General features: G+C 71.3%; 8 protein-coding genes. 3 read left to right on the top strand and 5 right to left on the bottom strand.

Annotated features, from left to right (window positions below):
* The first annotated feature begins 121 nt into the window (after nucleotides 1-121).
* Entirely contained in the window at nucleotides 122-1,072 is a 951-nt protein-coding gene (locus ACFW22_RS11285) for a LysR family transcriptional regulator (protein ID WP_386401666.1), read from the top strand.
* Between the two features lie 127 nt (nucleotides 1,073-1,199).
* Nucleotides 1,200-2,591, top strand: coding sequence for a carbohydrate-binding protein (locus tag ACFW22_RS11280; protein WP_386401664.1), 1,392 nt, complete (start codon nucleotides 1,200-1,202; stop codon nucleotides 2,589-2,591).
* A gap of 63 nt (nucleotides 2,592-2,654) precedes the next feature.
* On the opposite strand, the gene ACFW22_RS11275 is transcribed toward ACFW22_RS11280, so the two are convergent.
* The 4 genes from ACFW22_RS11275 to ACFW22_RS11260 all read right to left on the bottom strand — a co-directional run bounded on the left by ACFW22_RS11275 (nucleotide 2,655) and on the right by ACFW22_RS11260 (nucleotide 7,450).
* Nucleotides 2,655-4,058, bottom strand: a complete 1,404-nt coding sequence (locus ACFW22_RS11275; protein WP_386401661.1) for a GH1 family beta-glucosidase — start codon at nucleotides 4,056-4,058, stop codon at nucleotides 2,655-2,657.
* Nucleotides 4,059-4,107: 49 nt separating this feature from the next.
* Complete coding sequence (locus tag ACFW22_RS11270) at nucleotides 4,108-4,974, bottom strand: carbohydrate ABC transporter permease (RefSeq protein ID WP_386401659.1); 867 nt, start codon at nucleotides 4,972-4,974, stop codon at nucleotides 4,108-4,110.
* Nucleotides 4,971-5,936, bottom strand: coding sequence for a carbohydrate ABC transporter permease (locus ACFW22_RS11265; protein ID WP_386401656.1), 966 nt, complete (start codon nucleotides 5,934-5,936; stop codon nucleotides 4,971-4,973). Before ACFW22_RS11265 ends, ACFW22_RS11270 begins: the two co-directional genes overlap by 4 nt.
* A 209-nt stretch (nucleotides 5,937-6,145) precedes the next feature.
* Nucleotides 6,146-7,450: an extracellular solute-binding protein gene (locus ACFW22_RS11260; RefSeq protein WP_386401654.1), complete on the bottom strand. Its 1,305-nt coding sequence runs from the start codon at nucleotides 7,448-7,450 to the stop codon at nucleotides 6,146-6,148.
* A gap of 320 nt (nucleotides 7,451-7,770) precedes the next feature.
* Between ACFW22_RS11260 and ACFW22_RS11255 the strand changes: the two genes are divergently transcribed.
* Nucleotides 7,771-10,539, top strand: coding sequence for a glycosyl hydrolase (locus tag ACFW22_RS11255; protein ID WP_386401651.1), 2,769 nt, complete (start codon nucleotides 7,771-7,773; stop codon nucleotides 10,537-10,539).
* Nucleotides 10,540-10,629: 90 nt separating this feature from the next.
* Here the strand turns inward: ACFW22_RS11255 and ACFW22_RS11250 are convergent, their stop codons facing one another.
* Nucleotides 10,630-11,655, bottom strand: a complete 1,026-nt coding sequence (locus ACFW22_RS11250) for a LacI family DNA-binding transcriptional regulator (RefSeq protein ID WP_386401649.1) — start codon at nucleotides 11,653-11,655, stop codon at nucleotides 10,630-10,632.
* Nucleotides 11,656-12,544 lie beyond the last annotated feature (889 nt).

Here is a 12,544-nt window from a genome sequence, read left to right as displayed (position 1 = left end):
AGCCCGTGTCTCGCTCGCTTCCCTGAAGAGATCGGGCGCGCGTTTCGAAGGGCCAGCAGACTATCCCCCTACCCGGTTCGTTGGTCTGGACCTCTTTGGCAAGGCACGTCAAGCTCTTCACATGGACTTGGAGTTGAGGCACCTCAAGACGATCCGGGCCATTGCGGACGCGGGGAGTCTCACCCGTGCCGCGACCGCGCTGGGGCTGGCGCAGCCCGCGCTCAGCGCACAGCTGAAGCGGATCGAACGGGCCCTCGGAGGGGCGCTGTTCGAGCGGGGCCGCGAGGGAGTCCGGGCCACCCCGCTGGGCGACCTCGTCCTCGATCGGGCCCGAGTGGTGCTGCCCGCCGTGTGCGAACTCCAAGAGGAGGCGGTGCGCTTCGCCCGCTCCGGAGCGGAGGGCTACCGACTCGGCAGCACGCACGGTCCGCTGCTCGGCAGCCTCGTCGACCGGATCGCCCGCACGGACCCCGGAACCCCGGTGACCACCCACACCTCGTGGTCGGAGCGCGAGATCGCCGGTGGGGTCACCAGCGGCAGACTGGACTTCGCCCTGGTGGGGGTCTGCGGCGAGAGCCGTCCGCCCGAGGAGGGACGGCTGACCTGGGCGGAGGTGGCCCGCGACCCCGTGCACGTGATGCTGGCGGCGGATCATCCGCTCGCTCCCCGCGGCGAGATCGACCTGGCCGAACTCGCCGCGGAGGCCTGGACCGACGTGCCCGGCGACGGCTGCTTCGGCGACTGTTTCGCGGCAGCGTGCGTCCGGGCCGGCTTCACCCCTGCCTGCGTGTACGAGACGGACACCGCCTCCTGTGTGCACCTGGTCCAGGTCGGCCGGGCCGTCGGACTGTGCCGGGCCACCTTCCCCGCCACCCCCGGCCTGGTGGCCCGACCGCTGACCGGCGCCCCCCTGGTGTGGCGACACCTGTTGGGTTGGCATCCGGAGGGCCGTGCGGCGGGCCGGGCCACCGCCGTGCTCGGCCACACCCGGGCCGCCCACGGCGAGGCGCTCGCCCGCAGCGCCGGCCGGACGGCGACGGTCGAGCCCAGGCCCGAGGGCAGCCCGCGGTGACGGCGGCGGCACCGGCACCCGCCGCCCGGCCATAACGCGGTGGCAGGGGCCGAGCGACAACTCCCGCAGCCCCGTCGGGCTCCCTACGGTTCTCGCAGATCCCCCACCGAGAACCGAGGAGACACTCATGCTCCGACGACACGCCCGCGCGGCGTGTACCGTGCTGGCCGCCGCCGGAATGGCACTGGCCGGCCTCCAGTCCGGGTCCGCCGGCGCGGCCCCGCAACCGAGCGACCTCACGCCGCCGTCCACCGTGCGGACCGCCGCCCCCGCTCCCAAGACCGCCGCCGAAGCGCTCGGTGCCGACGCCGCCCAGCCCGAGGTCCTCCGGGCGATGCAGCGGGACCTCGGGCTGACCCGGACCCAGGCCCTCACCAGGCTGGCCAACGAGGCCGAGGCCGGAGCCACCGCCGCCCGGCTCCGCCAGGGCCTGGGCGCCGCCTTCGCGGGCGCCTGGGTGGACGGAACCGAGGCCGGTACCCTCACCGTCGCCACCACCCGTCCCGCCGACGCGGCTGCGATACGGGCCACGGGCGCGAAGGCCCGGCTCGTGACGCACGGTCTGACCGCCCTGGAACGGGCGAAGGAGGCCCTCGACCGGGCCGCCACCGCCGAGGCGCCCGTCCGGTACGTGGACGTCCGGGCCAACGTCCTGGTCGTCGAGGAGACGAAGGCCGGTGCCGGAGCGCGGCTCGTCGCCGCCACCGGCGTCCCCCGTGACCTGGTGCGCGTCGTCAGCACCTCCGAGGCGCCCCGCCCGCTGTACGACATCCGGGGCGGCGACGCGTACTACATGGGCGGCGGCGGCCGTTGCTCGGTCGGCTTCGCCGTCACCCGGGGCACCACCCAGGGCTTCGCGACGGCCGGTCACTGCGGCCGCGCGGGCACCACCACCAGCGGTTTCAACCAGGTGTCCCAGGGCAGCTTCCAGGGCTCGATCTTCCCCGGCAACGACATGGCCTGGGTGGCCGCCAACAGCAGCTGGACGTCCACCCCGTACGTGAAGGGGGCCGGCGGCGCGAACGTCCAGGTGACCGGATCGGTCCTGCAGCCGGTCGGCGCCTCCATCTGCCGCTCCGGCTCCACCACCGGCTGGCACTGCGGGACCGTGCAGCAGCACAACACCAGCGTCACCTACCCCGAGGGCACGATCTCGGGCGTGACCCGCACCACGGTGTGTGCGGAGCCGGGCGACTCCGGAGGCTCGTACATCTCCGGAAGCCAGGCGCAGGGCGTCACTTCCGGCGGCTCCGGCAACTGCTCCAGCGGTGGCACGACCTTCTTCCAGCCGCTCAACCCGCTGCTGCAGAACTACGGCCTCACCCTGCGGACCACCGGAAGCGACCCGGGCCCCGGCCCCGGTGACCCGGAGCCCGGCGGCACCTGGGCGGCGGGCAAGGTCTACACGGCCGGTGACGTGGTGACGTACGGCGGTGCGAGCTACCGCTGCATCCAGGGCCACCAGGCCCAGACCGGCTGGGAGCCGCCGAACGTCCCCGCCCTGTGGGGACGCATGTGACCCGGTTCGGATGAGGAACGGGGCGCCGTGACCCAGAGGGGGGGCACGGCGCCCCGGACGCCGTCAGTCCGTTCCGAGGCCGCCCCGGGCGATGACGTCCGCGTACCAGCGCGCACTGTCCTTCAAGGTCCTGCGCTGCGTGGCGAAGTCCACGTGGACGATCCCGAAGCGCTTGCTGTACCCGTACGCCCACTCGAAGTTGTCGAGCAGCGACCACAGGAAGTAGCCCCGCACGTCGACACCGGCCCCGAGGGCCCGGTGCACGGCCTCCAAGTGCGCGCGCAGGTAGTCCACCCGCTCCGGGTCCTTCACGTTTCCCGAGGGGTCGGCGTAGTCGTCGTACGCCGCCCCGTTCTCCGTGATCACGAGCGGTACGTCCGGCAGCTCGTCGCGCAGCCGCACCAGGAGCTCGTACAGGCCGTTCGCGTCCACCGGCCAGTCCATGGCCGTGCGCGGTCCGGGCACGGGCTCGAAGCGCACGTGCCGCTCGGCGCCCGCCCACGGAGAGGGCGACTCGGAGGCGCCGGCCGTGACCACGGCGGGCGAGTAGTAGTTGATGCCCAGCGAGTCGATCGGCGCGGCTGCCGTCTCCAGGTCACCGTCCCGGACGAAGGACCAGTCGGTGACGGATGCCGTGTCCCGGACCAGGTCCTCGGGGAGCCGACCGTGGAAGACCGGGTCGAGGAAGATCCGGTTCCCGACCGCGTCGATCCGGCGTGCCGCGTCCAGGTCCTCCGGAGCCCGCGAAAGGGCGCGCACCACGTGGAGGTTCAGCGTCAGGGACACCTCCGCCGTCCCGGGCAGCGCCCCGCGCAGCGCACGGGCCGCCAGGCCGTGCGCCAGGTTCAGGTGGTGTGCTGCGCGCAGCGCGGCGAGGTCGCTGGTGCGGCCCGGTGCGTGCACGCCGTTGCCGTAGCCCAGGAAGGCCGCGCACCAGGGTTCGTTGAGCGTGGTCCAGGTCGTCACCCGGTCGCCGAGGGCGTCGGCCATGATGTCCGCGTACTCGGCGAACCGGTGCGCGGTGTCCCGGTGCGGCCAACCGCCCGCGTCCTCCAACTCCTGTGGCAGGTCCCAGTGGTAGAGCGTCGCCACGGGCCGGATGCCCGCCTCCAGGAGCGTGTCGGTGAGCCGTCGGTAGAAGTCCAGGCCCTTGCGGACGGCCGGTCCGCGCCCGGTGGGCTGGACCCGGGGCCAGGCGATGGAGAACCGGTAGTCGGTCACTCCGAGGCGCTGCATCAGGGCGACGTCCTCGTCGACCCGGTGGTAGTGGTCGGCGGCGATGTCGCCGGTGTCGCCGTTGCGCACCTTGCCCGGCGTACGGCTGAAGGTGTCCCAGATGGAGGGGGTGCGACCGTCTTCGGCAGCGGCCCCTTCGATCTGGTAGGCGGCCGTGGCGGTGCCCCACCGGAAGCCCTGGGGGAAGCGGTGGACGGCCGTGGCGTCGGTGTGGGTGTCGAGCGCGGTCATGGAGGGGAGCTCCCTGCGGTGAGAGGTCTGGAGAAGGAGGGGGCGGCTGTCAGCCCTTGACCGCGCCCTGCATGATCCCGCCGACGATCTGCCGGCCGAGGAGGCCGAAGACGAGGAGCACGGGCAGGGTGCCGAGCAGCGTGCCGGCCATGATCACGGACTGGTCGTGGACGTAACCGCCGCCGAGTTGGCGCAGTGCGACCTGGACGGTGGGCTCGGAGGAGGAGAGGGCGACGACGGGCCAGAAGAAGTCGTTCCAGGCGGCCATGAAGGTCAGCAGGCCGAGCACGGCCATCCCGGGCCGGGCGATCGGCACCACGATGGCCCAGAAGATCCGTGCGGTGGACGCCCCGTCGACGCGTGCCGCCTCGATCAGCTCGTCGGGCAGGGACTGCACCAAGTACTGCCGCATGAAGAACACGCCGAACGCCGACACCAAACCCGGCAGGATCACCGACTGCAGCTGGTTCACCCAGCCGAGCTCGGCGATCAGCATGAACAGCGGGATCACGCCCAGCTGCGGCGGGATCATCATGGTGCCCACGGTGAGCGCGAGCAGCGCACCGCGACCGCGGAAGCGCAGCTTGGCGAAGGCGAAGCCGGCGAGGGTACAGCACAGGACGGTGCCCAGGGTGATCGAGCCGGAAACCAGCAGCGAGTTCACCAGTGCCTTGCCGATGTCCGCCTCTTCGAGGACCGCTTCGAAGTTGCCCATGAGGCGCGCTCCGGGCAGGAGGGCCGGTGGGACCTGGGCCAGGTCGGCGTTGGAGCGGCTCGCGGCAACGATCGTCCAGTAGAACGGGAAGGCCGAGATCAGGACGGCGAGGATCAGGATCGCGTAGGCGAGCGGTCCGGCGTGCAGGGTGCGGCCGGCCCGGGAGGGGCCGCGCCGCGCCGATCGGGTGGGCACGGTCATCGGCCGGCCTCCTTGCGGGAACGGCGGTGCACGATCAGGGCGTTGATCCCGACGAGCACCACGATCAGCAGGAACATCGCCCAGGCGATGGCGGCTGCCCGCCCGAGGTGGAAGAAGCCCCAGCCCTGCTCGTACATGTAGAGGCCGAGGGTCTGGTACTGGTGGGAGATGCCGCCGGAGATCGACCCTTCGAGGAGCAGGGGCTCGCCGAAGAGCTGCGTCGCGCCGATCGTCGAGACGATGACGGTGAAGAGGATCGTGGGCCGCAGCCCCGGCAGCGTGACGTGGAAGAACTGCCTCCAGCGCGAGGCGCCGTCCATGGCGGCTGCCTCGTACAGCTCGTCGGGGATCGACTGCATGCCGGCGAGGTAGATCAGCGCGTTGTAGCCGGTCCAGCGCCAGATGACGACCGTCGACACCGCGATCTGCGAGGCGACCGTGTCGTTCTGCCAGTCGACGGGACCGATACCGATCAGGCCGAGGGCGTAGTTGACGAGCCCGAAGTCCCGGCCGAAGAGCTGGGCGAAGACGAGGGTGGCGGCGGCCACCGAGGTCGCGTACGGAAGCAGCACCGCGGTCCGCAGGAAGGTGCGTCCGCGCATCCGGTAGTTCAGCAGGTGCGCGAGTCCGAGGGCCATCACCAACTGCGGCACGGTGGAGAGGGCGCCGATGGTGAACGTGTTGCGCAGCGCGATCCAGAAGTACTCGTCGCCGAGGAGCGCCGTGTAGTTGCCGAGGCCGCGCCACTCCATGTCGTCGGGAGCCTGGAGCTCCACCCGGTACAGGGAGACGAAGGCGGTGTAGAGCAGGGGGAAGAGGCCGAAGGCGGCGAACAGGGTGAAGAACGGGGCGAGGTAGGCGTACGGCGATATCGTCCGCCAGGCCCGCCGCACGGGGCCCGGTCGGGGCGGTGGGGCGGCGCGCGGCGGGGCGGCCGGTGCCTGCGGTGCGGTGAGGGTCACGGTCGGCCCTTCGGTTCTTGGGGGGTGGGTCGGGGAGCGGGACGTGCGGAGGGGCACCTGCGGTGCGGAACGGGGCGTCCGAGGGCGGGACCGTCGGTGTCGACCGGGGCCGAAGGCGGGGCGCCGCGCCGGACGGGCGCCCGAGGGGAGTCGGGGCCCGTCCGTGCCGGAAGCGCCCGAGGGGAGTCGGGCCCGTGGGGAGAAGGAGGTCAACCGATGGTGTTCGCGACGCCCTTCTTCGCGTTCGACCAGGCCTTCTCGGGCGAGGTGCCCTTTCTCTCGACCTCGCTCAGCGCATTGGTGATCTGCTGGGCGATGTTCTGGTCGTGCACCCCGAGGACCTGCACCGGGGCGGCCTTCGCGGCGTCACCGAAGATCTTGCCGATGGGCGCGTCGGAGAAGTACGGGTCCTTGGCGCCGGTGACCTTCTCGATCGCTCCGGTGGAGGAGGGGAAGTTGCCCTGCTTCTCGAAGAGGCGGGCCTGCTGCTCGGGAGCGGTCAGCCACTTGATCAGCTCGTACGCCTCCTCCTTGTGCTTCGCGGCCTTCGGTACGGCGAGGTAGGAACCGCCCCAGTTGCCGGCGCCACCGGGAAGCGCGGCGATGTCCCACTTGCCCTTCCCGGCCTCGCCCGCCTGGCCCTTGATGTAGCCGAGCATCCAGGCGGGGCAGGGGATGGTGGCGAAGGAGCCGGCGGCGAAGGCCTGGTTCCACTGCGGGGACCACTGGTCGAGCTTGGCGCTGAGGCCGGCCTGCGCGGCTTCGACGGAGTGGTCCCAGGCGCTGCGCAGGGCCGGGTTGTCCTCCCAGATCAGCTTTCCGGAGGCGTCGTAGTACCGCTCCTCCTCCTGGCCGATCATGATCGAGTAGAGGCTGCCGACGCTGTCGATCCACGTGCTCTTGGCGGGGGCCTTCGCCTTGTACTGCTTGCCGAGCTCCAGGTAGCCGTCCCAGGTGGCCCACTTCGCGGCGAGCTCCTGGCGATCGGTCGGGAGTCCGGCCTGCTCGAAGAGGTCCGTGCGGTAGCACAGGGCCTCCGGACCGACGTCGGTGCCGAGGCCGAGGACCTCGCCCCCCTTGCCGGTGGCGGCGGCCCACTTGGCCGGGGCGAACTGGTCCTTGAGCGCGTCCGCCCCGTACTTCTTGAGGTCCTCGAACCGGTCGGCCTGCTGCTGGGCGACGGAGGCGATCCGCCCGACCTCGATGCCCTGGACGTCCGCGAGGCCGCCGCCGCCGGCGAGTCGGGTCTGCAGGGACTTCCAGTAGTCGGCTTCGTCCTCGGTGTCCGTCTGCTTGATCGTGACCCCGGGGTGGAGCTTCTCGTACTCCGCGTACAGTCCGGCCTCCTTGTATCCGAAGGAGCCGAACAGGTCCACGGTGATCGTGACCTCGCCCCCGGCGCCGTCCCCGGACGCGGTGTCCGTTGAATTTCCGCAGGCGGCGAGCAGTGCCCCGGCGAGAACGACCGCTCCCAGTCGGGCGGTGGTTCTCCTGGCGGCTCGGGCGATGGGCATGGGAAGCCTCCTTGGCTCCGGAACGAGCGGGACGAGCGGGACGAGCGGGACGAGCGACAGCAGTGCACGGCGTTCGAAAGCGGTCGACCATGCTTGAGAGCGCTCTCAATCTTGCGCAGGGAGCGTGCCCCCCGGAAGGGGCATCCGTCAAGCCTCGAAGGCACATCGGACGGAAGGAGGTGTCAACTCCCTTCCGTGTTCAATCTATTGACACGGCCGTTTCGCGGGTTTTACGTTTCCGACAATTTGAGAGCGCTCTCACCGGTGTCCCCGTGCCACCTCTTCCCCCCATCCGCCGCGACGACATGAGGTGCTCCTTCATGCCAACCCCCCGCAGCAGACCGGCCGCAGTGCTGGTCCTGGTCTCCGCCCTCTCCGCCCTGGGGCTCGGCCCCGCAGCCGCCCCCGTGGCAGCGGCCACCGTCCCCGCCGGCGCCGGTAGCTATTCCGACACCAGGCCTCCCGGCACCTCCGGACCCACCACCAACACCGGTGCGCCGGTCACCCCCAAGGTGACCTCCGCGGCCCAGGGCAAGCCGGTCCCCACCAACGACTGGTGGTCCTCCCTCGCCTTCCAGCGGTACGGCGACAACCCGTACTCCACTCCCATGTACGGCCACCCGCTCACCTACCAGGCCGTCGCCGGCGGCCTGGAGATCGGCTACCCGACCAGCCCGGCGATCGTCGGTGACGGCCGCCAGTACGAGTTCGCCCACAAGCGGGACCTCACCCTCGGCCTCACCGGCCTCAACTCGCCCGACACCAAGGCGGACGCCTGGTCGGACTGGACCGTCACCCCCTACTGGTCCGACGGCGCGCGGACCCTGCGCACCACGATCGGCCACGGCCTGCCCTTCGTGTACGCCAAGGGCACCGGCGGCGACGCCCGGATCACCACCGCCCAGGTCCCCGCCGTCTTCGCCGACCAGGGCAACGTCCTCGGCATCACCGTCGCGGGCCACCACTACGCGCTCTTCGCCCCCAGCGGGACCGACTGGAAGGTCACCGGCACGACCATCACCACCGGTCTCGGCGGCAAGGACTACTTCTCCGTCGCCGTCCTGCCCTCCACCGGCGCGCTCGCGACCTACCGGAAGTACGCGTACAGCTTCGTCACCGGGTCCACGGTGAACTGGAGCTATGACGCCGGGACCGTCCGGGCCACCTACGCGCTCACCACGGAGGCGAAGGAGGGCACCGAACGGGGCACCCTCCAGGCGCTCTACCGCCACCAGTGGCTGCACACCACCGACCCGCTCACCCCGTACTCCTACGTCTCGCCCCGCGGCACCATGAAGGTCCGCGAAGCGACCTCCTTCACGACCTCCCAGCCGGCCGCCGCCACCTTGCCCGGCCTCCCGGGAACCGGAGTGGACCCGGCCCGACTGCGCGGATACCTCAACGAGGTCGCCAACTCCTCCGACCCGTTCTCCGGTGCCGTCGACACCTACTGGACCGGCAAGGCCCTCGGCAAGCTCGCCCAACTCGTTCCGCTCGCCGACCAGATCGGCGAGGGAGCCGTCCGCGACAAGCTGCTCGGCCTGATCAAGGGGCGGCTCCAGGAGTGGTTCACGGCCGGAGGGGCCAACGAGTTCTCCTACGACCGGACCTGGAAGACCCTCACCGGCTACCCGGCTTCCTACGGCAGCGACACCGAACTCAACGACCACCACTTCCACTACGGCTACTACGTGTACGCGGCGGCGATCGTCGCCCAGTACGACCCGGCCTGGGCCGCCGACCCGGCCTGGGGCACCATGGTCAAGACCCTGGTCCGCGACACCGCCAATCCCAGTCGCGCGGACGGCGCCTTCCCGTTCCTGCGCGGCTTCGACGTCTATGCGGGCCACAGTTGGGCCAGCGGTCATCAGGGCTTCGCCGCCGGAAACAACCAGGAATCCTCCTCGGAGTCCACCAACCTGAGCGCGGCCCTCGTCCTCTGGGGCTCGGTCACCGGCGACACCACGCTGCGCGACCTCGGCACCTATCTGCTCACCACCGAGAGCGAGGCCATCGCCCAGTACTGGTTCGACGCCGACCAGCAGGTCTTCCCCGCCTCCTTCCAGCACGACACCGCCGGGATGGTGTGGGGCAGCGGAGCCGCCTACGCCACCTGGTGGACCGCGAACCCCGAAGAGATCCACGGCATCAACGTCCTCCCGGTGACCGGTGGCTCGCTGCACCTCGGCGGACACCAGGACGCCATCCGGCGGAACCTCGCCGAGATGGAACGCGAGAACGGCGGTCCCGCCGTCGAATGGCGCGACGTCCTCTGGGAGTTCCAGTCCCTCGCCGACCCCGCCGCAGCCAAGGCCAAGTGGGATGCCGGGAACGCCGGCTACGTCCCGGAGGCGGGGGAGTCCAAGGCGCACACCTACCACTGGATCACCACCCTCGACGGCCTCGGCGCCCCCGACGCCACGGTCACCGGATCGATCCCCACCTCCGCCGTCTTCGCCAAGGGCACCACCCGCACCTACGCCGCCCACAACTACGGCGCCACCGCCCGCACGGTGACCTTCTCCGACGGCAAGACCCTTTCCGTACCGGCCCGTTCCACTGCGACCGGCACCGGAACGGGGGGAACCGACCCGGGCCCGGGACCCTCCACCGGCAACACCTTCCAACTCCGTACCGGCGGCATCCTGACGACCGCCACCGGAGCGACCGCCGGCAGCGACACGATCGCCTCCGCCCAGGGCGCCAACCACGACGGCACCCCGCACGCGCCGCTCGTCTACGAGATCAGGGGCGTCAACGGCACGCTCAAGCCCGGTGGTTCGACCGTCTTCCGCCTCCAGGTGGACGCCGGCACGATCGTCGGCCTCGGCCAGCAGGCCCGCATCAGCTACGACCTCACCGGCGACGGCACCTTCGACCGGACCGAGACCTACCACTACTTCGCGACCGACCCGATCAACGGCTGGGAGGAGTACGGCCAGGCGCGCGGCCTGAAGTCCGCCACCGGAACGCTCGGCGACCTGCACGGCGGAACGGTCCGCCTGGAGGTGTGGAGCGCGATCGGCAACGGCGACTCACGGCTCCAGACCGGCACCGACCGCTCCGTGGTCGTCATCCCGTACGACTGACCCCGTCCTCACGGAAGACCGCGGCGGGCCCGGAGACACCTCCGGGCCCGCCGCCCCGCGCACGCCCTCGCACGGAGGGGCGCGCACGCCTCACGCGGAAGCGCGGCGGACCAGTGAGGTGGGCGTGATCACCGACCCGGGGATTTCCGGACCGGTTCCGTCGAGCAAGCGCATGAGCAGCTTCACCATCAACCGGCCCATGCCCTCGATGTCCTGGTGCACGGTGGTCAGGGCGGGCGAAGTCCTTTCGACCACCGAGGCCATGTCGTCGAAGCCGACCACTGCCACGTCCTCCGGCACCCGCACCCCGCGTTCCCGCAGGGTCCGCAGCGCGCCCGAGGCCATCAGGTCATTGGCGACGAACACTCCGTCGACGTCCGGTCGCCGGTCGAGCAGCTCCGCCATCGCGCGGGCCCCGCTCTCCTCGGTGAAGTCGCCCCGGCACAGCAGCCCGGGATCGGCGTCGAGGAGCACGTCCCGGTAACCACGGATCCGGTCGATCGCCGAGGTCTGGTCCGGGGGGCCGGAAATGTGCGCGATGGCCCGCCGGCCGAGCTCCACCAGATGGCGCACGGCCTCCCGGGCCCCGCCGCGGTTGTCGCAGTCGACGAACGGCACGGTCGGATCGGTCCCCGGAGCCGGGCGCCCACCGACGACCACCGGAATCCGGGCCCGCTCGATCACTGCCGGCAGCGCGTCGTCACTGTGCAGGGAGAACGCCAGCGCGCCGTCGACGTGCCCGCCGCCCAGATACCGCGAGATCCGTTCGTGGTCTCCCGGGCCTTCCACCCACAGCAGCACCAACTGAGAGTCGTGTGCGGTCAGTTCGCGACTGATCCCACGAACCTGCTGCTCGAAGAACGGATCCGAGAAGATCCGGAACTCGGGCTCCGCGATGATCACGGCCACGGCGCCGTTGCGGCGGGTCACCAGGGTCCTGGCCGCATGGTTCGGGACGTATCCGAGTTCCTCGACGGCCCTGCGCACCTTCTCGACGAGCGGAGCCCGGACTCCCGCACCGCCGTTCACGACCCGGGAGGCCGTGGCGCGGGACACCCCGGCGCGTGCTGCAACGGCTTCCAGCGTGGGGCGGGGCCCCGCGGTCTGCTCGGTCAAGACGGGCGCTCCTCGGGCTGGGCGTGGCGGACGGGTCGTGCGGACGGGTCGCCCGCGGTGGGGCGTGTGCGGTCCTGTGCGAACCAGGATATCTGTAGCGACCACCCCTCTGAGAGCGCTCCCAGTTCGATGCTGCGCTCGCGCGTCGCTGCTGCTCCGATCGGGGCCGCGGGGCGGCACGGCGCGGGTGCGTGCCCTTCGCGGGGCGCCGAACGCCGGACGGCGCCGAAGGCCGGGGCGGAGTGCAGGACCGGGGCGACGGGCCGGCTGCGACGAGAGCGGTGTGGACGTGCAGACCGGTGACGGTGCCGAGGACGACGGGAAGAGCCTCGTGGTGGCCACCGTCGGTGGCGTGGGGAACCGGGAGGGCCAAGCCGGCTCCGGGGGCGATCAGGGGAAGACCGTCACCAGGAACCCGGCGACGGCGAAGGGGGTACCACGATGCCTCCGGATCGCGTGAAAGGGCAATCAGGGCACGACGCGATAGTGGGTGGTCGAGCGCCGGTCGTCGGGCAGGAACCGAGGCACAGGCCCGGGCGACTCGTCACCACCGGCGTCAGCGCACGGCAGTTGGCGGCGCTTCCGTCGCGTCCGGATGGCTCGGTAGGTGCACATCCGGAATGTCATGCCCTCACCCGTCCCTCCGGTCACGGTCTCCACCGTGGGAGGGAGAGAACTCCACCGGTCAGGCTCTTTCCGGACCCTGCAGTGCCACGCGGCCGTCCGGCCGGCGCACATCGTTCCCGGCCGTGCGCACCGATTGCGGTGCTGACGACGGTGCCCCGCACGCCGAGGGCGGATTCTTGGGGTCCTCGCAACACCTGATGGCTTACGTAGTTGTCAGTAGATCACGCAGGCGCTCGGCTGGGGTTTTCCAGCCGAGCGTTTT

Origin of the sequence: Streptomyces sp. NPDC058872 (assembly GCF_042743065.1) — a bacterium.
In the GTDB taxonomy this organism is placed as follows: domain Bacteria; phylum Actinomycetota; class Actinomycetes; order Streptomycetales; family Streptomycetaceae; genus Streptomyces.
Note: the sequence above shows the minus strand (reverse complement) of the source record. Positions and strands in the feature narration are given on the sequence as shown.